Source organism: Lysobacter sp. GCM10012299 (assembly GCF_042649405.1).
Taxonomy (GTDB): Bacteria; Pseudomonadota; Gammaproteobacteria; order Xanthomonadales; family Xanthomonadaceae; genus Lysobacter_J.
In genome coordinates this window covers 554,061-576,337 of sequence record NZ_JBHRZC010000002.1, presented here as the reverse complement: position 1 = coordinate 576,337, position 22,277 = coordinate 554,061, and the positions used below count along the sequence as shown (strand labels likewise).

Genomic DNA, 22,277 nt, shown 5'->3' with positions numbered 1-22,277 from the left:
CGTAAGTTGTTGAACGGACAGCGAAACTGCGTGAATTTTAGCAGTCGACCCTGACGAGTGCCAATGTCAGGGACGAAGAAACCCGGCGAACCGGGACAGCGCAGGAGATTGGGGAGGCGCCGCGGCCTTTCAAGGGCGTCCAAACGCGCGCGACAAAAAGAAAGAGCGCGCCCCCGTAGGAACGCGCTCTTTCTGGTACGGAGGTGGCTGTCCTGTGCTCGTCGCGTCCTGCGCACGGCCCCGAACCGACGCCTTGTCACTACCAACGCCCTTGTCGGCAGGAGCCAATGTTCACCGTTGCCGGCCCCTGAGGCCAGCGGCGGTCTGCTGACTGTTGGTATCACGCCGCGCGTGAAAAGCTTGAAACCATTGACCTTGACTGCTCAAATCGACGCGTACCGCTACCCATTGGACACAGCATTGGGTGAGTTTTGGTCACGTCGTGAATACCGGTATCAGTTGCCCAGCAGGCGGAGGCCTCCATGACACCCCAGCAGCGCATCCGCCTGGCACGGCGCCATTGCGGCCTGTCCCAGGCGGCCCTCGGCGCCGCAGTCGGGGTGCAACGCAGCGCCGTCGGCCATTGGGAGGCAGCGCGCGGCAAGTACCCGAGCGTGGCCCACCTGCGCGAAATAGCGATGGTGACCGGCGTGCAGTTCGAATGGCTGGCCACCGGCCGCGGCACCATGGGCCTGTCGGCCGATACCGCGCTGGACTCGGTGGCGGCCGCCGATGCCCTGCTGGTCGATGACCCGCTCGAGTTGCGGCTGCTGGCCGCATTCCGCGAAGCGCCGACGCGCTCGAAGGCGCCGCTGGTCGAAGTCGTCGAGCAATTGGCCCAGCTGCGAACCGGGCGTGGCCCGGGTCGCACGCCTGCCCTCTAGCTGATCAGCTGCCGGACAGCCGCTTCACCGCGGCGGGTGGCAACGCGGCGCAGTCGGCCGCCAGCTCGAACGGGGCAGTCGCAGCCGCGCCGTCCATGGCCAGCTGCAGGCGCCTGAATCCCGGCGGCTGCTCGACCGTGGTCGCCCAGATCGCCCGGATCGTGCCCTGCATCGGCGGTTCGGCCTGCACGTTGCCGCCGGCGTCCACGTACTGCAGCTCACCGGCCGCGGCGGCGACGCCTTCGCCACTGGCCGCATCCAGCAGGCTCATCGATTCCGGCTGGCTCCAGCAGCTCATGGCGTTTTCGCAGCTCAGGTCGGCCAGTACGCGCGTCGTCGCGGTGCCGGTCACCACGCAGGCCGCGCGCACGCGAATGCCGTAGGCGGGCGACTGGGCAGCTGACGCCGCGGGCAAGGCGGACGCCAGCGCAAGGAACATCACGGCCTTGGCGGCGAGGGCGTTGCGTGGGCGGTGGCGGTGGCGCATCTGGACTCCTGCGGCATGTCGGGGCCATGCCGGCGCCGGCAGCCTACGCCATTCCCCGCGACCGTGTGCGGGGCCGCTCCCGCCTCGGCGGGATTAGCCCGGCCTCGGGGCGGCAGCTACACTTGCGCCCCTCATGACCCCGTCCCCCGCCTCGTCCGTACGGCTGGTCTTCAGTACCTGCGCCGACCCGCAAAGCGCCGACGCCATCGCCAGGGCCCTGGTCGGCGAGCGCCTGGCCGCGTGCGTCAACGTGCTGCCCGGGGTGTCGTCGACGTACCGCTGGAACGACGCAGTCGAGCAGGCGCATGAAGTCCTGCTGCTGATCAAGACCACCGCCGACCGCCAGGACGCGTTGATCGCCCGGCTGCAGGCGCTGCACTCCTATGAACTGCCTGAGGCGGTTGCGGTCGAAGCCGTTGGCGGCCTTGCCCCCTACCTGCAGTGGGTGGCCGAACAGACCCGTGAAGATGATTGAGTCCACTGCCTTGATGCTGAGCATGTCCCGACTGCGCGGCGTGCTGCCGAGAATCCTGCTGTCCCTGGCCATGGCGTCACTGCTGTCCACCCCTGCGATGGCGGCGATCAATCCCGACGACCTGCTGCCGGTGGACGAGGCGTTCGTGCTGCGCGCCGAAGCGCCCGCTGCCGACCGCATCGAGATCCGCTGGCACGTCGCCGACGGCTACTACCTCTACCGGCACCGCATTTCGGTGCAGGCCGATCCCGCCTTCGCCGCGCAGGCGCTGCAGTTGCCCAAGGGCAAGGCGCACGAGGACGAGTTCTTCGGTTACGTCGAGACCTACCGTCAGGCACTCACCGCGGTGCTGCCAGGCAAGCCGGCAGACGCCGCGCCGCGGCAGGTCACGCTGAAGGTGCGCTACCAGGGCTGCGCCGACGCCGGCATCTGCTATCCGCCGCAGACGCGCAGCCTCAGTGTCACCTTGCCCGCCGCGGGCGCTGCAGCAGCACAGCCTGCCGCAGCACAACCCACGGTCGCGTTCGGCCCGGCGGGCGGCGGTGCGTTGCAGGGCGGCGGACTGCTCGCCACCGATGCGTTGCCGTTGCCGCCGGAGCAGGCCTTCGGCTTCGAGGCGATCGCCGGCGACGGCAACACACTGCTGCTGCGCTTCACTCCCGCGCGCGGCTATTACCTGTATCGCGACAAGACCACGCTGCGCCTCGATGACGCGGCGGCGAAAGCCGGCATCGCCCTGGGCAAGCCGCGCTGGCCGCAGGGCGTCGCCCATCGCGACGAGCATTTCGGCAACGTCGTCGTGTACTTCGACCAGGTCGAATTGCCGGTCGCGCTGACGCGAAGCAAGGCCGATGCGGCCACGGTGCGGCTGACGGCAGGTTTCCAGGGCTGCCAGACCGATGGCATCTGCTATCCGCCGATGACGCGGACGGTGGAGGTTGCGCTTCCTGCCGGGGTGGTGGGGGTGGCTGCGGCTGACGTGAAACCCATCCCCTCCCCGGCCCTCCCCTTGAAGGGGAGGGAGCAAAGCTCCGTTGCCCCTGCCGTTGAGCCCTCCCCTTCAAGGGGAGGGTTGGGTGGGGATGGGTTTGCCTCCAAGCCCACCGACCTCGCCGAAGACAGCCGCCTGGCCGCCTCCCTCGCCGGTCCCAACCGCTGGTGGGCGCTGGCGAGCTTCTTCGGCTTCGGCCTGCTGCTCTCGTTCACCCCGTGCGTGCTGCCGATGATCCCGATCCTGTCCGGGCTGATCGCCGGCCATGGCCCGGGCCTGGGTGCGCGCCGTGCGTTCGCGCTGTCGTTCGTCTATGTGCTGGCGAGCGCGCTGGTGTTCACCATCGCCGGCGTCGTCGCCGGACTGGTCGGTGCCAACCTGCAGATCGCCTTCCAGAACCCGTGGGTGATCGGTGCGTTCGCGCTGTTGTTCGTGGCGTTGGCGCTGTCGAGCTTCGGTCTGTACGAAATGCAGTTGCCGGCCGGCCTGCGCAACAAGCTGGGCGCCGTGAGCGACCACCAGCGCGGCGGCTCCTGGACCGGCGTGGCGGTGATGGGCGCGCTGTCGGCGTTGATCGTCGGCCCGTGCGTGGCACCGCCGCTGGCGGCCGGGGTGCTCTACATCGGCCAGACCCAGGACCCGGTGTTCGGCGGCGCCGCACTGTTCCTGCTGGCGATGGGCATGGGCGTGCCGTTGCTCGCCTTCGGCGTCGCCGCCGGCAAGGGGCTGCCGACCAGTGGACCGTGGATGGTCGCGGTGCAGCGCGCGTTCGGTTTCATCTTCCTTGGGCTGGCCGTGTGGATGCTGTCGCGCGTCCTGCCCGGCACGGCGACGCTGGCGCTGTGGGGCGTGCTGCTGCTGGCAGCGGCGGCCACGATCGCGGTGGCCATCAAGGCCGCGCAGCGATACGGCGTGCGCGTGCTCGGCTGGACGGCGGCGCTGCTGCTGGGCGTGGTCGGCGCGGGCCAGCTGCTCGGCGCGATGGCCGGCAGCAGCGACCCGCTGCAACCGCTGGCCGGTCTGCGCGGTGGCAGCGCTGCGCACGCGGCTGAACTCCCGTTCCGCAAGATCAAGTCGCTGGCCGATCTCGAGCGTGAAGTCGGCGCCGCCAAGGCCGCCGGCAAGCCGGTGATGCTCGACTTCTATGCCGACTGGTGCGTGGCCTGCAAGGAAATGGAGAAGTACACCTTCCCGCAGGCTTCCGTGCATGCGGCGCTGTCCGGTTTCGTCCTGCTCAAGGCCGACGTCACCGCCAACGACGATGTCGACCAGGCCTTGATGAAACAGCTGGGCATCATCGGCCCGCCGGCCACCCTGTATTACGTCGATGGCAGCGAGCGCCGCAACCTGCGCCTGTTCGGCTTCGAGGAACCGGGCCCGTTCGTCGCGCGCATCGGCAAGGCCAGCCGCTGATGGCATTGGGCGCCACCGGCAAGATCCTGCTGGTCGCCGTGGCCGCCGGTACGCTCGGCGTCCTCGCCGGGCTCTGGTCCAACGGCGGGCTCTGGTCGAACGGCGGACCGCTGCTGCGCAGCGAAGTCGGCCAGCGCGCGTTGCAGACGGTCATGGATGCCAGCGCCCCGCCACCGCCGCCCGGGCTGGCGATCGCCCGCCGCGGCCAGGCCATCCCGGCCCTGCAGCTGCCCGGGCTGGACAGCAAGCCGGTGCGGATACCGGCCGACTTCCGCGGCCGCCCCATGCTGATCAACCTGTGGGCGAGCTGGTGCGGCCCCTGCATCCAGGAAATGCCCGAGCTCGACCGCTTCGCCGCCACCCAGGGTGCGAACGGCACGCAAGTGGTGGGCATCGCGCTGGATGACGCCGCCGCGGTGCAGGCATTCCTGCAGCGCATTCCGGTGGGCTACCCGATCCTGCTCGACCAGGCCGGCCCCCGCGATGCCGGCGTCCAGCTGGGCAATGGCAAGGGCGTCCTGCCCTATACCGTGCTGGTTTCGGCCGATGGACGGCTGTTGAAGCAGAAGATCGGGCCGTTCGAACACGGCGAAATCGACGACTGGGTCGCAAATTAGAGCGACCACTCAAACAACTGCTTAAATCCTGAGAACTTCGTCGATACGGTAGCGAACGTCTGGACACCCCGGCCGGCATCGCGCACACTGCCGGTCTTTCGAGCAGTCCGTAAGGAGCGTCAAGGGTCCGCCATGGCGAAGTTGTTGGTTCTGCACGGCCCCAACCTCAACCTGCTCGGTACCCGCGAGCCGGAAGTGTATGGCCACGCCACTCTGGCAGACATCGATTCCGACCTGCGCCAGCGTACCGAGGCGGCAGGTCATGTCTACGACTGCCTGCAGTCCAACGCCGAGCATGTACTGGTCGACCGCATCCAGGCCGCCCGCGAGGACGGCACGGCCCTGCTCCTGATCAACCCGGCCGCGTTCACCCACACCAGCGTCGCCATCCGCGACGCCCTGGCGGCGGTGGCGCTCCCCTTCTTCGAAGTCCATCTGTCCAATCCGCACCGGCGCGAACCGTTCCGCCACACCAGTTACTTCAGCGACCTTGCCCTCGGCGTGGTCTGCGGCTTTGGCGCCGACAGCTACCGCTACGCCCTCGACGCCGCGCTCAAGCGACTGGCCTGAACACCACTCAAGACCGCCGCCCCGTTTGACCCGGGACGGCCACCATCAACGACCCTGAGGCCCACCATGGACCTGCGCAAAATCAAGAAACTCATCGACCTGCTCGAGGAATCCAACCTCGCCGAGATCGAAATCAAGGAAGGCGAAGAGTCCGTCCGCCTCGCCCGCACGCCGCGTGGCGTCGCCGTGGCCGCGCCGGTCATGCACGCCGCCCCGGCCGCGCATGCGCCGGTGATGCCGATGCACGGCCCGACCGAAGCCGCCACCGGCGGCCACGCCAAGCCGCAGGCCGAACTGCCCGAGGGCCATGTCGTGCGCGCGCCGATGGTCGGCACGTTCTACGGCTCGCCGTCGCCGGACAAGCCCGCGTTCGTCACCGTCGGCCAGGCGGTCAAGGCCGGCGACACCCTGGGCATCATCGAAGCGATGAAGATGTTCAACCCGATCGAGGCCGACGTCGCCGGCACCGTGTTGAAGGTGATGGTCGAGAACGGCCAGCCGATCGAGTTCGACCAGCCGCTGTTCGTCATCGGTTGAGACCAGCCATGCTCGATAAAGTCGTCATTGCCAACCGCGGTGAGATCGCGCTGCGCATCCTGCGCGCGTGCCACGCGCTGGGCATCCGTACGGTCGCGGTGCATTCCACCGTCGACCGCAACCTCAAGCACGTCGCCATGGCCGACGAGTCGGTCTGCATCGGCCCGGCACCGTCGACCGACAGCTACCTCAACATGGCGCAGATCATTGCTGCCGCCGAGGTCACCGACGCCCAGGCCATCCACCCGGGTTACGGCTTCCTGTCGGAGAACGCCGACTTCGCCGAGCGCGTGGAGCAGTCGGGCTTCATCTTCATCGGCCCGAAGGCCGACACGATCCGCCTGATGGGCGACAAGGTCGAAGCCATTCGCGCGATGAAGGCCGCCGGCGTGCCGTGCGTGCCCGGCAGCGGCGGTCCGCTCGGCGACGACCCGGCCACCAACGTCAAGATCGCGCGCGAGATCGGCTACCCGGTCATCGTCAAGGCGGCCGGTGGCGGTGGCGGTCGCGGCATGCGCGTGGTGCACACCGAAGCGCACCTGACCGTGGCCATCCAGACCACCAAGTCCGAGGCCAAGGCCGCGTTCGGCAACGACATGGTCTACATGGAGAAGTTCCTGGAGAATCCGCGCCACGTGGAGATCCAGGTGCTCGCCGACGGCCAGGGCAACGCCATCCACCTGGGCGAGCGCGACTGCTCGATGCAGCGCCGCCACCAGAAGGTGGTCGAGGAAGCGCCGGCACCGGGCATCACCCCCGAGCAGCGTGCCGAGATCGGCAAGGTCTGCGTCGAGGCCTGCCTGCGCATCGGCTACCGCGGCGCCGGCACGTTCGAGTTCCTGTACGAGAACGGCCGCTTCTACTTCATCGAGATGAACACCCGCATCCAGGTGGAGCACCCGGTCACCGAGATGGTCACCGGCATCGACCTGGTGCGCGAGCAGCTCAACATCGCGGCCGGCCACAAGCTCGCCATCAAGCAGAGCGACGTGGTGCTGGAAGGCCATGCGATCGAGTGCCGCATCAACGCCGAGGATCCGGAGACGTTCATGCCGTTCCCCGGCCTGATCCAGCACTTCCATGCCCCGGGCGGCCCGGGCGTGCGCGTCGACAGCCACATCTACGAGGGCTATCGCGTGCCGCCGAACTACGACTCGATGATTGGCAAGCTGATCGTGCACGGCCCGGATCGCGAGACCGCGATCGCGCGCATGCGCGTGGCGTTGAGCGAGATGGTCGTCGACGGCATCAAGACCAACGTGCCGCTGCAGCAGCGGATCATGTCCGATGCCGGCTTCCAGCAGGGTGGAATGAACATCCACTACCTGGAAAAGCGCCTGAAGGAACAGAAGGAAAAGGCGCTGTCGATCGTGTGATCGGCGGTGTCCTGTCGGAACGGAAAACGGCGCCGCGAGGCGCCGTTTTTTGTTGAAGCAGGATCAGCGCGCGCCGACCGTCGGCGAGGCATCCGCCGAGGCGCCCGCCGGGACGTCGCCCGCCTGCGCCGGCGCCTTCTGCTGGCTGCCCGGGATCGGATCGACGCCGGTGCCGGACGCCGGATTGACGATCATCACGTACTCGCTGGAACCGTCGGGCCAGACCACCTTGAAGGTGCTGCCCGCCGGCAAGGTCGAGAACGGTGCACCGCTGCTGGCGCGATAGACCGCCGCCACCTGGGATGCGCCCGACATGCGCACTTCCTTGTCGGAATCCACCGTCGTCACCGCCACCTGGGAAAGATGCCGGTACTCGTCGCCGAGCACGTCGATCATCACGCCGGCCGCCGACACCGAATAGGTCGCGAACAACAGCACCCAGAAATAACGGCGCGCCTTGTCGCCGAATCGAAGCTTCTTCATCTTCCTGCCCTCTTCTCGCTCAGCAGCGAGTCGACCATTGCATTGACCACATCGACGCCCTGGCGCGGAATCGCGGCGTCGTATACGAAACTCGGGAAATCCAGCGTCGGATCCGTCGAGCAGATCCCGCCATTGGCGCAGTAGGACGTCATCAGCGAACTCTGCGGCCCGCAATCGAGCCCGAGCCGGCATGCCGCCAGTTGCCACGCCAGTTCGGAGAACTGGGTGCCTGATACCTCGTCAGCCAACGCGACGCGTCCGCTGGAATTGATGCCCATTTCCGGCGACAGCGCGTTGTAGGCGTCGGGATCCTTCGATTCCCTGACGCGTTCGACGAGGTCGCGCACATACGCCTCGCCTTCCTTGACCGGCTTGCCCGACGCCATGAGCGACGCTTCCGCGGCCAGGCTGCCGGCCTCGGCGGCTTCGACGCGCTTGGCCACGATCATGCGCGGCGACAGATCGTCCTGCGGCACGAAGCGCGCGCAACGCCGGCTGATTCGCTCACGCGCCGCCACCATCGCCGGCGAGCCGCGCATGGCCATGTCGCGGATGACCTGGGTGTCGCGCGCGAATGCAGTGGGCGCCATCGCGTACCCGGAGCAGTAATCGTAGACGCGGCTGACCATCCACATCGCGTCGGCGTCGCCATCGCGCACCGCCGGTGCGAGCGACTGCATGTAGGCGAACAGGTCGTCGCTGCGCTCGAAGTCGACGCGGATGCGCGGCGCGTGCGTGGCCACGGGCGCAACCGAGATCGCCTGCGAAGGCGCCACGTCACTGCCGACCGACGGCTCTGCGACCACCGCGTCCACCGGACCCAGCTGCAACGTGTCGTCTGCGACAGCAGCGGAGCGACCGCCACGAACCCATGCGGCGCCGGCCACCAACAGGCCCACCAACAGGATGGAGACCGCCACCACCGCGACCGACACACGCGCACGCGTGCCCGGCCCCGCGTGGGGACGCGCCCTGAATCCTGTCTGCAATGTGTTGGACTTCGGCATGCGGCCGGTTCGGCTAACAAGGCCGCCATTCTAGGGCATGACGTCTCCCTCACACGGTGCGGTCTGACTGAACGGGCCGGCCCGATCCGACCCGGCGGACGGTCCGGGCGACCGGGCGGTCCGGCTTTACGGCGCCGGCCCCACCCCGCAACATGGCCGCCCCCCTTCCACATGCGCAGCCGATCGCGCCCGCCGCCCATGCCGTACCTCGAGCTCACCCTGCCCTGTTCCGAAGTCCAGCAGCCGCGCTACGAGCGCGCCCTGGAGAACGTCGGCGCGCTGGCGGTCACCCTGGCCGACGCCCATGCCGATGCCCCCGACGAACAGGCGATCTTCGAGCCCGGGGTCGGCGAGACACCGCTGTGGCACGAGCTGACATTGACCGCCCTGTTCGAGGGCGGCACGCCGCGGGAGCTGTTGCTATACGCGCTGTCCGCCGCCGACGAGGGACTGGACTGGACGCACGCCACGTTCCGCGACGTCGACGACCAGGACTGGGAACGCGCCTGGATGGACCAGTACGAACCGCTGCAGTTCGGCGCGCGCACCTGGATCGTGCCGTGGAACCACGCGCTCCCGCCCGGCGCGGACGCGGCCGACGCCGCCGTGGTCCGGCTCGATCCCGGCCTGGCCTTCGGCTCCGGCACGCACCCGACCACGGCGCTGTGCCTGCAGTGGCTGGACCAGCTCGCCAGCGAAGGCGCGCTGGCCGGCACCCGCGTCCTCGATTTCGGCTGCGGCTCGGGCATCCTCGCCCTGGCCGCGCTCAAGCTCGGCGCGGCCGAGGCCATCGGCGTCGACAACGACCCCCAGGCCCTGCTCGCGACCGCGGACAACGCCGAACGCAACGGCGTCGGCGCCCAGTTGCAGGCCTTCATGCCCGATGAGGAACCGGTCGCGACCTATCCAGTGGTCGTGGCCAATATCCTCGCCTCGGCCCTGGTCGCCCTGGCCGACACCCTGGCGGCGCGGGTCGCACCCGGCGGCCGGATCGCCATGTCGGGCATCCTCGCCGGACAGGAGGACGAGGTGATGGCGCGCTATGCCGCCGACTTTGAATCGTTGCAGGCGCAACGGCTTGAAGACTGGATGCGCGTCACAGGCGTACGTCGCCGCTGACCGCGGTGACGTGCTTGAATAGCGGCGGGGATTCACCACGACAACTGGATTCGGCAGGGCTCCGCCGTGCCGCGCCACCGTCATCACCTTCGGCTTCAACTCGACTCACGCCATGTTCGTCCCGTGCCCTCATTGCGGATTCCTGGTTGCGCTGATCGCCGCACGCGATCGCGCAGCGCAGCGTTGTCCGCGATGCGAAGGCCTGGTGCAGGCACCGGACATGGTCGATGCGGACATGGCCGACACCGTCGTCGCCGCCGACGCAGTGCCATCGACAGCGGTGGCCGGCGCGGAAGTGGACGCAGTGGAAGCAGAAGCACCCTCGGCAGCGGAACTGCCCGTGGACACCGCGACTGCCGCAGCACCGGCAGACGCCCTGGCCGCAGACACCGCGACAGCGCCCGACACGGCGCAGACCTTTGAACAGGCCATCGAAGCCGCGGCGATCCGACCGGCCGCAGCGCGCCGGCAACGTCGCGGCACGCGCCCGCGCCGCCAGGGCGAACCGAGCTTCGCCAGCCGCCATGCGGCCGCAGCCAACGCACGCCTGCACTGGCGCTGGTACGCGGCGTTGGCCGGACTGGTCGTGCTGCTTGTCCTGCAACTGATGCTGGCGCAACGCCGCGAGCTTGCCGCCGATGCACGCTGGCGCCCGTATGTTTCAGCGCTTTGCACGCTCGCCCGTTGCGAGCTGCCGCCCTGGCACGAGCCGGCGGCGTTCACGATGATCCAGCGAAACGTGCGGGCCAAGCCCGGCAGCGCAGGCGTGCTTGCCGTCGAAGCGAGTTTCCGCAATGACGCGCACTGGCCGCAGCCTTGGCCGACCCTGTTGCTTGGTTTGTCCGACGTCGACGGCCGGTTGGCCGGACAGCGCGCGTTCACCCCTGGCGAGTACCGTCCCGACCAGAAGGCCACCGACGTGTTGCTGCCCGGGCAGAGCGCGACCGTGACGCTGGACGTCATCGAGCCGGCGCCGCGTATCGTCGCGTTTACCTTCGACTTCCGATGAAGTGCAGGCCATCACATTGTCCGCTGCGACGGGCCCGCGCTAGACTCCGCTTCCCGTCGCCGTCCAAGTGCGGACCGGCACCGGCAATCCGTACAAGCCTCACCCGTACACGCTTCACAAGAAGCAACAGTCGCATCGAAATACCTGGGGATCCACGTTGAACGCAGCCGCCGACCGCACCGACTCCGCACGTAGCGCACCGCGCGTACCGTTGCGCGATCATGTCGCGACGTCGATCCGCCGTTTCCTCGGCGACCTGGACGGCAGCGAGACCGAAAACCTCTACGAGATCGCCCTGCGCGAACTCGAGATCCCGCTCTTCGTCGAAGTGCTGCAGCACTGCGACGGCAACCAGAGCCGCGCCGCATCCATGCTCGGCATCCACCGTGCCACGCTGCGCAAGAAGCTGCGCGAGTACGGTCTCGACTGAGCCTGCCGATCGGCTAGACTCAACGGGGCAGCGCGCCGCTGGCGCGCAACAGTCTGGGGAGGCTGTCCTAATGCGAGCTGTCGTGTCCACGCCTGCGCGGGTGATGCCCGCGCTGGTGCTCGTTGCTTCGTTCATTGCGCTGGCACCGGCCCATTCGGCCACGCCGCGCGCGGCCCCGATCGTGGCCAATGCCACGGAAATCGCCGTCTACGTGCCACCCAGCCTGCTGACTGCCAGGAGCTACGTGGCGGCCTCGAACATGTGGGTCGAGCCGGGCAAGGCGTTTGCCGATGCGCTGAGCGACGTGGGCAAGCGCTACTTCCCCAGCCTGCACGTCGTGCCATCCACCGGTGACGCGCGCTACGCGCTGCTGGCCGACCTGGATCCGGAATGGAAGCGTGAAGGCGCGAAGATCCGCCTCACGGTCAAGTACGACGTCTACGGCGCCGACGGCAAGAAGTTGATCAACGGCACCAGCGACCAGCTCGTGCCGTTGCGCGGCAACCTCAATGCCACTGCCAGCGATGCCTCCGCGGTGGCGATCGGGCAGGTCATGAGTGATATCCAGCGCCGGGTCAATCCCGATCCGGTGCGCATGCCGGCCACCGGCTCGGTCGCCGCGATCGACCTGGCGCCGCTGGTCGACCGCGAAAAGCCCGTCCGCACTGGCACCGCCTTCTTCGTCAACGGCAGCGGCCAGTTGTTGACTGCCGCCCACGTGTCGCGCGACTGCACGCTGATCGAAGCGCACCAGGACGGCGAGACATTCCCGGTCAAGGCGAGGGCCTTCAGCGACCTGCTCGATGTCGCCGTGCTCGACTCCGGCAAGCCCCATGCCGGCGCCATCGCCCTGCGCCAGGGCAACGAAATCGTGCTGGGCGAATCGGTCACCAGCGTCGGCTATCCGTTGCAGGGCCTGCTCGGGGATTCGCCCAACGTCACCCGCGGCAACATCAGCGCAAGCAAGGGCCTGCGCGGTTCGCTGGGCATGTTCCAGTTCTCCGCGCCGATCCAGCCCGGCAACAGCGGCGGGCCGATCGTGTCCGACAACGGCGAACTGCTCGGCATGGCAGTAAGCACGCTCAACGCCGCTTCACTGGCCCAGACCGGGCAGATCCCGCAAAACGTCAACTTCGCCCTCGACGCGCGATACGTGGCGATGTTCCTGCAACGCGAGAAAGTGCCCTTCACGTCGGTGAAGCCAGTCGGCGCGGGAAGCATGCAGGTGGCCAACAAGGCCGCGCTGGGCAACACCGTCCAATTGAACTGCTACCAGTGAGGCGCGCCATGATCCGGGAGTCGATGCTCGCTGTAGCCCTGTTGCTGCCCTTGCACGCGCTGGCCGCCGAAACGGCGCCCGCGGTTGTCCCGCCCGTTGCGGTGACGCCGGCGAAGGCGGTGCCCGTCGCGGCCGCAATCCCCGCGCCAACCGCGCAGAAGGTGGCGACCTTGCCGCCGATGAAGTTCCTCAGCTCGCTCGCCGGCGATGAAGTGTTCACCGTGCTCAAGGCCGATCCGGCGCTGGCGGCGCTCGACAAGGAACTGGCCGGCAGCCCGTTGTCGCTGATCGTGACGCACACCGTGCGCCCGACCGCCGCGGGCACCGCCACGGGCCTGCTCAGCGCGGTGCTGTCGGGTGGCACGCTGGGCATCATTCCGGTCGTCACCAACGACCGCCTCGTGATCCGCTACGAGGTCCTGCTCAACGGCAAGACCGTGACCACGTACAACTTCGAGCGCACCGCCACGCGCGCGCAGAACCTGTGGACGATGGGCACCCAGGGCGATGACGGGCTCGGCAAGGCAGGCCTGGAATGGCTGAAGACCACGGCCGTGGAAGTGGCCGCCAAGTTGCCGAACGATCCGGCCATGCTGGCGGTTCGCGACGAGATCGACTTCTACTTCGCCCCCACAGCGGTCAAGGCCGTCGCGGGCGCGTCGAAATAGGCCTGCCGGAGCGGCGCCCCGGCGGACCGGCCGGCGCCGCCGGGGGGCCAGCGTATAATTCCGGGGTTTTCCGCCTCCAAAGCCCCCCATGAGCATCGATGCCGCTGCCTCGCCGGTGAAACTTCGCCGCGCGCTGATTTCCGTGTCCGACAAGACCGGCCTGATTGAACTTGCCCGGGCGCTGGCCGCCCACGGCGTCGAGCTGTTATCGACTGGCGGCACCGCCAAGGCCATTCGCGACGCGGGGCTGGCGGTCAAGGATGTCTCCGACGTCACCGGCTTCCCGGAAATGATGGACGGCCGGGTCAAGACCCTGCACCCGCTGGTGCACGGCGGCCTGCTTGGCCGCGCCGGCGTCGATGACGCGGTGATGGCGCAGCACGGCATCGGCGCGATCGACCTGCTGGTGCTGAACCTGTATCCGTTCGAGAAGGTCTCGGCCGATCCGGCCAGCAGCATGGAAGACATCGTCGAGAACATCGACATCGGCGGTCCGGCAATGTTGCGCTCGGCCGCGAAGAACTTCGCCCGCGTCGCCGTCGCCACCGATCCGGCGCAGTACGCCGGCATCATCAGCGAACTGCAGGGCAACGACGGCGCGCTCGCCGCGTCCACGCGCTTCGCGCTCTCGGTGGCCGCGTTCAACCGCGTCGCCCAGTACGATGCCTGCATCAGCGACTATCTGTCGGCGCTGCAGGCCGATGGCAGCCGAGCGCTGTTCCCGGCGCAGCAGAACAGCAACTTCGTCAAGGTCATGGACCTGCGCTACGGCGAGAATCCGCACCAGCACGGCGCGTTCTACCGCGACCTGTACCCGGTGCCGGGCACGCTCGCCACGTTCACCCAGCTGCAGGGCAAGGAGCTGAGCTTCAACAACCTCGCCGATGCCGACGCCGCGTGGGAATGCGTGCGCCAGTTCGAGCAGCCGGCCTGCGTGATCGTCAAGCACGCCAATCCCTGCGGCGTGGCCCAGGGTGTCGCCTGCGGCGATGCCTACGAGCTGGCCTACGCGACCGATCCGACCTCGGCGTTCGGCGGCATCATCGCCTTCAACCGCACGCTCGATGCGGCCACGGCCAAGGCCATCCTCGACCGCCAGTTCGTCGAAGTGCTGATCGCGCCGGACTACGAGGACGGCGCGCTCGACTACGCCCGCAAGAAGGCCAACGTGCGCGTGCTGCGCATCCCGCATGGCGAAGGCCGCAACAACTTCGACATCAAGCGCGTCGGTTCGGGCCTGCTGATGCAGACCAGCGACATCCGCGAAGTCACCCGCGACGAGCTCAAGGTCGTCAGCAAGCTGGTGCCGACCGCGGCGCAGTTCGATGACCTGCTGTTCGCCTGGCGCATCGCCAAGTTCGTCAAGTCCAACGCGATTGTCTACGCGAAGGACCATCGCAGCATCGGCATCGGCGCCGGCCAGATGAGCCGCGTGGTCAGCGCGAAGATCGCCGCGGTCAAGGCCGAGGAAGCCGGGCTGGTCGTGCCGGGTTCAGTGATGGCGTCGGATGCCTTCTTCCCGTTCCGCGATGGCATCGATGCGGCGGCCGCGGCCGGCATCAAGGCCGTGATCCAGCCCGGTGGCTCGATGCGCGACGGCGAGGTCATCGCTGCCGCCGATGAGCACGGCATCGCGATGGTCTTCACCGGCGTGCGCCACTTCCGCCACTGACCTTGTCGTAACCGCCGCTGCGGCAGACTCGGGCCATGTGGATACGAACCGAAACCCTGGCCGACCACGCGGCCATCGGCCAGGTGATCGCAGCGGCGTTCGCCGACCAGCCCGGCTCCGGCCGGACTGAACAGCGCATCGTCGACGCGCTGCGCGCCGACGGCGCCCTCAGCCTGTCGCTGGTGGCCGACATCGACGGACGCGTCGCCGGCCACGTGGCGTTCTCGCCCGTGCGCGTCGGCGACGGCACCGAGCGCTGGTACGGCCTCGGCCCGGTGTCGGTGGCGCCTCGCGACCAGCGCAACGGCGTCGGCGGCGCGCTCATCCGCGCCGGCCTGAGCGAACTCGCCGAACGCGGCGCGCTGGGCTGCGTCGTGCTGGGCGAACCGGCGTATTACCAGCGCTTCGGATTCCGCAACGTGCCAGGGTTGCGCTTCGGCGATGTGCCGGCGGAGTACTTCCAGGCGCTGGCCTTCGGTGATGGCGTGGCGACAGGCGAAGTCACGTACCACGCGAGCTTCACCGCGCCCTAGGGGTGCCAGCAAGGCCAGGGCCCGATCAGGCCGATTGCGGGCGACTACAACGTTCTGATCCATTACAGGACCTCATCCGTCCCGTAAAATCCGCAGTCCCGCGCCGCGGCACACCAGGAGCACGCATGAAAGTCCTCGTAATCGGTTCCGGTGGTCGCGAACACGCGCTGGCGTGGAAACTGGCGCAGTCGCCGCGCATCGACGAAGTGCTGGTCGCGCCGGGCAATGCCGGCACCGCGACCGAGCTGAAGTGCCGCAACGTCGAGGTGGCCGCCAACGATATCGACGGCCTGCTCGCCCTGGTCGACAACGAAGGCGTGGCCGTGACCGTGGTCGGCCCGGAAGGCCCGCTGGTGGCCGGCGTGGTCGACCACTTCCGCGCCGCCGGCAAGCGCATCTTCGGACCGAGCGCGCAGGCGGCGCAGCTGGAAGGCAGCAAGGCCTATGCCAAGCACTTCCTTGCCCGCCACGGCATCCCGACCGCGCACTACGCCGTGTTCACCGAGGCCGATGCAGCCCTTGATTACATCCAGGAGAAAGGCGCACCCATCGTCATCAAGGCCGACGGCCTCGCTGCCGGCAAGGGCGTGATCGTCGCGATGACCCTGGCCGAGGCCGAGGCCGCCATCACCGACATGCTCTCGGACTACGCCTTCGGCGCCGCTGGCGCACGCGTGGTGATCGAGGAATTCCTCGACGGCGAGGAAGCCAGTTTCATTTCCATGGTCGACGGCACCACCGCGTTGCCGATGGCGACCAGCCAGGACCACAAGCGCGTCGGCGACCGCGACACCGGCCCCAACACCGGCGGCATGGGTGCGTATTCACCGGCACCGGTGGTCACGCCGGAAGTGCACGCACGCATCATGCGCGAGGTGGTCGAGCCGACCGTGCGCGGCATGGCCACTGACGGCGTGCCGTTCACCGGCTTCCTCTACGCCGGCCTGATGATCGACAAGTCGGGCGCACCGAAGGTGATTGAGTTCAACGTGCGCTTCGGCGATCCGGAGACGCAGCCGATCATGCTGCGCCTGGAGTCGGACCTGCTCGACCTGGTCGAAGCGGCGATCGACGAGCGCCTGCACGAAGTCACGGCGAAGTGGGACCCGCGCCCGTCGCTGGGTGTGGTGATGGCGGCCGAAGGCTATCCGGGCACGCCGCGCGTCGGCGACGTGATCGGCGCCTGGGACACGCCCGACCTGGACGACACCAAGGTCTTCCACGCCGGCACGAAGATCGAAGGCGAGCATGTCGTCACCTCCGGTGGCCGCGTGCTGTGCGTGTGCGCACTGGGCGACACCGTGCTCGATGCGCAGCGCCGCGCCTACGCCGAGATCGCCGGCATCTCCTGGCACGGCGAGTTCCACCGCCACGACATCGGCTGGCGCGCGATCGAGCGCGAAACGGCCGATCTCGAACCGGCTTGACCTCGCTACAGAGCCCTCATCCGACCGCCTCTTCCGGAGGCGGCTGCAGGCTCACCGCGACCTCTTCCAGGTCGGTGATCGCCGCTTCCAGCGCATCGTGGAACTCGGCCTGGCGCGACATCAGGTCTTCGATGGCCTGCGCCTTCTTGAGCTTCGACAGCTCACCGTCGAACAGCAACCACTGCGTCGTCAGCAGCTCGACGTTGTTCTTGGAGTAATGGCGCATCTCCTTGAGCTGCAGCACGGTGTCGTTGACATGCTCGAGCGGGGTCTTGGTGTCAGCGGTCATGACGCCTCCTTCTGCAAGGGTGTCGATGCGCAGGGTAGGCGGGGGAAGCTGGCTGGGAGCGGAACGGCGGGCGGCCCCTCTCCCTGGCCGCTGCGCGGCCTGCCCCTCTCCCACAAGGGGAGAAGGAAAAATCGATGCCCGGCGCTACCCTCTCCCCTTGTGGGAGAGGGACAGGCGCGAAGCGCCAGGGAGAGGGAGGCTCTGCTAGTCTCGCGCAAATCGCATCCGGGCCTTCCCAGCGCATGGCGCACAACCAGTTCGAGCTGCTGCGGCAGCGCCGTTTCCTGCCGTTCTTCGCCACGCAGGCGTTTGGCGCCTTCAACGACAACGTCTACCGCCAGGCCATCATCGGCCTGCTGTTCTACCTGGGCATCAGCCCCGAACAGCGCACGCTCTACACCAACATCGCGCCGGCACTGTTCATCCTTCCCTACTTCCTGTTCTCGGCCACGGCCGGGCAGATCGCCGAGAAGCTGGAGAAGTCGCGACTGATCCGCATCACGACCTCGATGGAAATCGTGATCATGTCGCTCGCGGCGGTCGGCTTCCTGACCCAGAACATGGTCGTGCTGCTGGTCGCACTGTTCTGCACCGGCCTGCAGTCGACGCTGTTCGGCCCGGTGAAGTATTCGATCCTGCCGTCGGTGCTGAAGCCGGAGGAACTCACCGGCGGCAATGGCCTGGTCGAGATGGGCACGTCGATCTCGATACTGGCCGGCATGATCTTCGGCGGCCTGATCTTCACCGTCGCCGGAGCGCACGGGCCCATCGTCGCGGCGAGTTCGATCATCCTGCTGGCGGTGGCCGGCAACCTGGTCAGTCGCGCGATCCCCCGTGCCGAGCCCGGTGCGCCGGACCTGAAGATCCACTGGAACCCGATCCCCGAATCGGTCGCGATCCTGCGACTGTCCAGGAAGCAGCCGGCGGTGCGCAACGCCATCCTCGGCGTGTCGTGGTTCTGGTTCGTCGGCACGGTGCTGACCTCGCAGCTGCCGACCTACGCCGAGGTCAACCTCGGCGGCAGCGGAACGCTCTACATCTTCGCGCTGGCGCTGTTCTCGATCGGCACCGGCGTCGGTTCGATCCTGTGCGAGAAGTTGTCTGGCCGCACGGTCGAGATCGGCCTGGTGCCGCTGGGTGCATTCGGCATCAGCGCCTTCATGATCGATCTTTACTTCGCCCGCAGCGGCGCGGCGCCGGCGCAGGTGGCCACGGTCGCCGCCTTCATCGCGCAGCCGGGCAGCTGGCGCATCGCCATCGACCTGGTCGGCATCGGACTGTTCGCGGGTTTCTTCGTCGTGCCCCTGTTCGCGCTGATCCAGAGCCGCACGCCGCGCAACGAGGTTTCGCGCGTCATTGCTGGCATGAACATCCAGAACGCCGCCTTCATCGTGCTGGCCGCGGGCCTGGGCATCGCCGTGCAGCGCTTCCTGGGCTGGTCGATCCCGCAGGTGTTCCTGGCGCTGGCGATCGCGAACGTGGTGGTGGCGATCTACATATTCACGATCGTGCCCGAGTTCCTGATGCGCTTCCTCAGCTGGGTGCTGGTGCGCGGCCTGTACCGGTTGCGCGTGCACGGCGTGGAAAAGCACGTCCCCGACGAGGGCGCGGCACTGATCGTATGCAACCACGTCAGCTACATGGACGCGCTGATCCTGGCCGCGAGCATTCCGCGGCCGGTGCGCTTCGTCATGTATTACAGGATCTTCAACATCCCGGTGATGAGCTGGATCTTCCGCACCGCCAAGGCCATCCCGATCGCCGGTGCAAAGGAAGACCCTGCACTGATGCAGCGCGCGTTCGACGAGATCGATGCGGCGCTGGCCGAGGGCGAGCTGGTCGGCATCTTCCCCGAGGGCGGGCTGAGCCGCGACGGCGCGATCGCGCCGTTCAAGTCGGGCGTCGAGCGCATCCTCGAGCGGCGCAACGTGCCGGTCGTGCCGATGGCGCTGCGCAACATGTGGACCAGCATGTGGAGCCGGCGCGACGACCGCCTGGGCCGGATGCGGGTGCCGCGACGCCTGCGTGCGACGGTCGAGGTGATTGCCGAGGCGCCCATCGACGGTGCCGTGGCCGACGCGGCGACGCTGGAAGCGAAGGTGCGCGAGCTGCGCGGCGACGCGGCCTGAGGCGCGCGCAGGGCGTCACCACGCCACAACGACAGGCGACTGCCTAGCATCGGCCCCGAGCAATCCTCGCAGGGCCGCCAATGAGCACGCTGCCGCCGGCACCTTCGCAGGCTCCGTCCACGTTCCCCAGTCATCTGCCGTGGGCGATCGGGGTGACGGTCGCCTCGATGCTCATGGTCTGCATCCTCGGCTTCATCGCGGGCATCGTCGCGATGGTCTATGGCTGGCTGGTCCACCGCAGGCTCGATGCCGGCGACACCGACGGTGCGGGCGAAGCGTCGCGAAGCGCCAACGTCTGGTGCTGGATCGCCACCAGCCTGATCGTCATCGGCCTGTGCGTGGTCGCGGTGTTCTTCTACAGCGGCGGCTGGGCGAAGTACCAGCAGATCATGGGCGAACTCGAGCGCATCCACCTGCACGGATGACCGCGCCCAGCGGTTCTCGCCGCCTCAGCTGACCCAGCCGGCGATCACGAACAGCGCCAGCACCGCCAGCCAGACCAGCAGGCTGCGCCAGACCAGGCTCATCGCGTCGCGCAGTTCCGGCAGCTCGGCCGACCAGGCCGGCGGCAGGGCCGGTGGTGCCGGCAGGCCGCCCTCGCCCACGTCGACGCTGCCATTGTCGCGACTGCCGTCATAGCCGTCGTAATCGGCGGCCTCGTCGGCCAGCTCGCACTTCACACTGGCCCGCGCCACCGCGCCGAGGAACGGCCGGTCGAGGTCGAACGAAGCGCCGCCGGCTTCGCGCCAGCTGCCCAGCACCGTGTCGAAGTTGCCGACCAGCGCCAGCGACAGCGTCATCAGCTGCGCCACCGGCCAGTCGAGCAGGGCCAGCAGCTTGCGTGCGCCCAAACGCGTCTCGCCGGGCAGTTCGCTGGAGGCCTCACCCTGCGCCGCCAGCACCGTGAGCCGGTACAGCAACGCACCGAGCGGCCCGAGCACGAGGAACCAGAACAGCACGCCGAACCAGCGCTGCTGCGCGTTGCGGAACACCGCTTCGATCAGCGAAGGGCCATCGAGCGTCGCCGGCATTTCGCCTTCGGGCCACAGCCGCGCGGCCGCCTGGCGACGCGACACCGGGTCGCCTGCCGCGGCGATCGCCTCGACATCCAGGTCCAGGTCGCGCGGACCCCATGCGTAGAACAGGACGGCAATCGAGAACGCCAGCCCCGCCAGGCCCCACAAGGGCTCGAGCAATGCCAGCTGGAACAGGCTGACCGCGAGAAGCGGCGGCACCAGCGCAATCACCATGCCCCAGCGGCCGCGCCAGAATTCATTCGACGACAGGCGCGCGTCGAGCCAGCGCAGCCAGTTGCGGTACCAGCTGTAGTCACGCACCGACGCCGCCAGCGACTGCGCCAGATGGCCCAGCACCAGTGCGACGACAACGGCGATCAGGGTTGCGGACATTGCGCGGACTCTCCGGACGTCATGTCCATCTCGTCGATTCTAGGATCAACCACCGACCGGTGTCATGGCGTGACGCCGGTGGCCCGGCGCTGTCACACCGGGGTGCCGCCGGCCCCGCCAGCCTGCAGCCATTGTTCGATCAGCCATCGCGAGATCGAGATGCCCGGCGACAGCACTGCGCCCTCGCCGTCGTCGCGGGCACCGCCCCACTCGCCGCGGTCGCGTGCCGCGAGCACTTCGTCGCGACTGAACCAGCGCGCGTCCTCGAGTTCGTCACCGACCTGCGGTGCGTCGTCGTGGGCATCGGCACTGAAGCCGAGCATCAGTGCACCCGGAAACGGCCACGGCTGCGACGCCAGGTAACGACAGCGACGCACGCGCACGCCGGTTTCCTCCAGCACTTCGCGCGCGACGGTCTGCTCCAGCGATTCACCCGGTTCGACGAAGCCGGCGATCACCGACCAGCGCCGTGCCGGCCAGGCCTTCTGCCGGCCGAGCAACAGGCGTGCACCGTCGCTGACGGCCACGATCACGGCCGGGTCGGTGCGCGGGTAATGTTCGGCGCCGCATTGCTCGCAGCGGCCTTGCCAGCCCGCGCGCGACAACGCGACCACGCCACCGCAGACACCGCAATGGCGATGGCGAGTGCGCCAATGCTGCAGCGCGCGCGCCTGGGCGAACACGCTGGCATCGAATGCCGGCCACAGCGCGGCGGCGCTGCGCAGGTCGACCCGGCGCGGCGCCGTGAATGCAGTGAGTGCGCCTTCAAGCGCGAACCAGGCGACGCCGTGCGCGTCGAGGCCAAGGAATACCGCGGCGCCGATGCCACCGGGGCCTTCGCTGATCTGTTCGCCGGTGGGCGCCAGCAGGTGGCCGTCGACGTCGGCGTAGGCATCGCCGCGTTCGTCGAGCACCACGACGCGCGCGCGCGGCCACAGGTCGTTCAGTGCATCGGGGGTATCGCGCAGGCGATCGGCGCGGTCGAGCGCGGCGCGGCAGGCAGCATCGGTGCCCGCCTCGACGAAGGCGAAGGGTGCCGGCTCGATACTCACACCGCGAACGAGGAGCCGCAGCCGCAGGTGGTCTTGGCGTTCGGGTTGCGGATCACGAACTGCGCGCCGTGCAGGCTTTCGGTGTAGTCGACCTGGGCGCCCATCAGGTACTGCAGGCTCAGCGGGTCGACCAGCAGCGTGACACCGTCAGTGTGCACGGCCAGGTCGTCCTCGCCCTGCTGGTCGTCGAACTCGAAACCGTACTGGAAGCCGGAACAGCCACCGCCCTGGATGTAGACGCGCAGCTTGAGGGCGGCGTTGCCTTCCTCGGCGATCAGTTCGCGGACCTTGCTGGCGGCCGCGGAAGTGAACTGCAGCGGGCGGTAGAGCGACTGGTAATCCGGCGTCGCGAGCGTGGGGATGAGCGTTTCCATGTGATCAGGATGGGGGGCGCGGCGGCGCGGTTCAAGCCTTGCGGGCG

General features: G+C 68.4%; 24 protein-coding genes. 17 read left to right on the top strand and 7 right to left on the bottom strand.

Annotated elements, in window-relative coordinates:
- Nucleotides 1-482: 482 nt before the first annotated feature.
- On the top strand, nt 483-884 hold the full coding sequence (locus ACFOPO_RS06925; RefSeq protein ID WP_386702260.1) for a helix-turn-helix transcriptional regulator: 402 nt from the start codon (nt 483-485) through the stop codon (nt 882-884).
- Nucleotides 885-888: 4 nt separating this feature from the next.
- On the opposite strand, the gene ACFOPO_RS06920 is transcribed toward ACFOPO_RS06925, so the two are convergent.
- Entirely contained in the window at nt 889-1,371 is a 483-nt protein-coding gene (locus tag ACFOPO_RS06920) for a hypothetical protein (protein ID WP_386702258.1), read from the bottom strand.
- A gap of 133 nt (nt 1,372-1,504) precedes the next feature.
- Between ACFOPO_RS06920 and cutA the strand changes: the two genes are divergently transcribed.
- The 6 genes from cutA (at nt 1,505) to accC (ending at nt 7,350) form a co-directional block, all read left to right on the top strand.
- Complete coding sequence (gene cutA / locus ACFOPO_RS06915) at nt 1,505-1,846, top strand: divalent-cation tolerance protein CutA (RefSeq protein ID WP_386702256.1); 342 nt, start codon at nt 1,505-1,507, stop codon at nt 1,844-1,846.
- A gap of 22 nt (nt 1,847-1,868) precedes the next feature.
- The gene (dsbD, locus tag ACFOPO_RS06910; protein ID WP_386702254.1) at nt 1,869-4,250 is read left to right on the top strand and encodes a protein-disulfide reductase DsbD; all 2,382 of its coding nucleotides are present in this window, start codon (nt 1,869-1,871) and stop codon (nt 4,248-4,250) included.
- Complete coding sequence (locus tag ACFOPO_RS06905; protein ID WP_386702252.1) at nt 4,250-4,867, top strand: TlpA family protein disulfide reductase; 618 nt, start codon at nt 4,250-4,252, stop codon at nt 4,865-4,867. The genes dsbD and ACFOPO_RS06905 overlap by 1 nt, the downstream gene beginning before the upstream one ends.
- 132 nt (nt 4,868-4,999) lie before the next feature.
- On the top strand, nt 5,000-5,437 hold the full coding sequence (gene aroQ, locus ACFOPO_RS06900; RefSeq protein ID WP_386702250.1) for a type II 3-dehydroquinate dehydratase: 438 nt from the start codon (nt 5,000-5,002) through the stop codon (nt 5,435-5,437).
- Nucleotides 5,438-5,503: 66 nt separating this feature from the next.
- A complete protein-coding gene (gene accB / locus ACFOPO_RS06895; protein WP_386702248.1) occupies nt 5,504-5,974 on the top strand; it encodes an acetyl-CoA carboxylase biotin carboxyl carrier protein in 471 nt (156 codons plus the stop codon).
- Between the two features lie 8 nt (nt 5,975-5,982).
- On the top strand, nt 5,983-7,350 hold the full coding sequence (gene accC / locus ACFOPO_RS06890) for an acetyl-CoA carboxylase biotin carboxylase subunit (RefSeq protein ID WP_386702246.1): 1,368 nt from the start codon (nt 5,983-5,985) through the stop codon (nt 7,348-7,350).
- A 63-nt stretch (nt 7,351-7,413) separates the two neighbouring features.
- On the opposite strand, the gene ACFOPO_RS06885 is transcribed toward accC, so the two are convergent.
- Complete coding sequence (locus ACFOPO_RS06885) at nt 7,414-7,833, bottom strand: hypothetical protein (RefSeq protein WP_386702244.1); 420 nt, start codon at nt 7,831-7,833, stop codon at nt 7,414-7,416.
- The gene (locus ACFOPO_RS06880) at nt 7,830-8,840 is read right to left on the bottom strand and encodes a hypothetical protein (RefSeq protein WP_386702242.1); all 1,011 of its coding nucleotides are present in this window, start codon (nt 8,838-8,840) and stop codon (nt 7,830-7,832) included. Before ACFOPO_RS06880 ends, ACFOPO_RS06885 begins: the two co-directional genes overlap by 4 nt.
- A gap of 198 nt (nt 8,841-9,038) precedes the next feature.
- Between ACFOPO_RS06880 and prmA the strand changes: the two genes are divergently transcribed.
- The 8 genes from prmA to purD all read left to right on the top strand — a co-directional run bounded on the left by prmA (nt 9,039) and on the right by purD (nt 16,977).
- On the top strand, nt 9,039-9,959 hold the full coding sequence (gene prmA, locus ACFOPO_RS06875) for a 50S ribosomal protein L11 methyltransferase (RefSeq protein WP_386702240.1): 921 nt from the start codon (nt 9,039-9,041) through the stop codon (nt 9,957-9,959).
- Nucleotides 9,960-10,071: 112 nt separating this feature from the next.
- The gene (locus ACFOPO_RS06870) at nt 10,072-10,968 is read left to right on the top strand and encodes a DUF3426 domain-containing protein (RefSeq protein WP_386702238.1); all 897 of its coding nucleotides are present in this window, start codon (nt 10,072-10,074) and stop codon (nt 10,966-10,968) included.
- A 157-nt stretch (nt 10,969-11,125) separates the two neighbouring features.
- The gene (fis, locus tag ACFOPO_RS06865; protein WP_386702236.1) at nt 11,126-11,398 is read left to right on the top strand and encodes a DNA-binding transcriptional regulator Fis; all 273 of its coding nucleotides are present in this window, start codon (nt 11,126-11,128) and stop codon (nt 11,396-11,398) included.
- A 70-nt stretch (nt 11,399-11,468) separates the two neighbouring features.
- Nucleotides 11,469-12,677, top strand: coding sequence for a serine protease (locus tag ACFOPO_RS06860; RefSeq protein ID WP_386702234.1), 1,209 nt, complete (start codon nt 11,469-11,471; stop codon nt 12,675-12,677).
- Nucleotides 12,678-12,700: 23 nt separating this feature from the next.
- Nucleotides 12,701-13,345 carry a hypothetical protein gene (locus tag ACFOPO_RS06855; protein ID WP_386702232.1) on the top strand — a complete coding sequence of 215 codons (645 nt, stop codon included), beginning with the start codon at nt 12,701-12,703 and terminating at the stop codon, nt 13,343-13,345.
- A gap of 88 nt (nt 13,346-13,433) precedes the next feature.
- Complete coding sequence (gene purH / locus ACFOPO_RS06850; protein WP_386702230.1) at nt 13,434-15,017, top strand: bifunctional phosphoribosylaminoimidazolecarboxamide formyltransferase/IMP cyclohydrolase; 1,584 nt, start codon at nt 13,434-13,436, stop codon at nt 15,015-15,017.
- A gap of 35 nt (nt 15,018-15,052) precedes the next feature.
- Nucleotides 15,053-15,550 (top strand): GNAT family N-acetyltransferase, encoded by a 498-nt coding sequence (locus ACFOPO_RS06845; protein ID WP_386702228.1) that lies wholly within the window; start codon nt 15,053-15,055, stop codon nt 15,548-15,550.
- Between the two features lie 125 nt (nt 15,551-15,675).
- On the top strand, nt 15,676-16,977 hold the full coding sequence (gene purD / locus ACFOPO_RS06840; protein ID WP_386702226.1) for a phosphoribosylamine--glycine ligase: 1,302 nt from the start codon (nt 15,676-15,678) through the stop codon (nt 16,975-16,977).
- 16 nt (nt 16,978-16,993) lie between these two features.
- On the opposite strand, the gene ACFOPO_RS06835 is transcribed toward purD, so the two are convergent.
- Nucleotides 16,994-17,266, bottom strand: a complete 273-nt coding sequence (locus ACFOPO_RS06835) for a hypothetical protein (protein WP_386702224.1) — start codon at nt 17,264-17,266, stop codon at nt 16,994-16,996.
- A gap of 242 nt (nt 17,267-17,508) precedes the next feature.
- Here ACFOPO_RS06835 and ACFOPO_RS06830 point away from each other — a divergent pair, with 242 nt between their 5' ends.
- Together ACFOPO_RS06830 and ACFOPO_RS06825 are read left to right on the top strand one after the other, a co-directional pair.
- Nucleotides 17,509-19,395 (top strand): MFS transporter, encoded by a 1,887-nt coding sequence (locus ACFOPO_RS06830; protein WP_386702222.1) that lies wholly within the window; start codon nt 17,509-17,511, stop codon nt 19,393-19,395.
- 80 nt (nt 19,396-19,475) lie between these two features.
- Nucleotides 19,476-19,820, top strand: coding sequence for a CD225/dispanin family protein (locus ACFOPO_RS06825; protein ID WP_386702220.1), 345 nt, complete (start codon nt 19,476-19,478; stop codon nt 19,818-19,820).
- Between the two features lie 24 nt (nt 19,821-19,844).
- Here the strand turns inward: ACFOPO_RS06825 and ACFOPO_RS06820 are convergent, their stop codons facing one another.
- The 3 genes from ACFOPO_RS06820 to erpA all read right to left on the bottom strand — a co-directional run bounded on the left by ACFOPO_RS06820 (nt 19,845) and on the right by erpA (nt 22,230).
- Nucleotides 19,845-20,804 carry a hypothetical protein gene (locus tag ACFOPO_RS06820; RefSeq protein ID WP_386702218.1) on the bottom strand — a complete coding sequence of 320 codons (960 nt, stop codon included), beginning with the start codon at nt 20,802-20,804 and terminating at the stop codon, nt 19,845-19,847.
- Nucleotides 20,805-20,896: 92 nt separating this feature from the next.
- Nucleotides 20,897-21,850: an NAD(+) diphosphatase gene (gene nudC, locus ACFOPO_RS06815; protein ID WP_386702680.1), complete on the bottom strand. Its 954-nt coding sequence runs from the start codon at nt 21,848-21,850 to the stop codon at nt 20,897-20,899.
- Between the two features lie 2 nt (nt 21,851-21,852).
- Nucleotides 21,853-22,230 carry an iron-sulfur cluster insertion protein ErpA gene (gene erpA / locus ACFOPO_RS06810; RefSeq protein ID WP_386702216.1) on the bottom strand — a complete coding sequence of 126 codons (378 nt, stop codon included), beginning with the start codon at nt 22,228-22,230 and terminating at the stop codon, nt 21,853-21,855.
- Nucleotides 22,231-22,277: the final 47 nt, after the last annotated feature.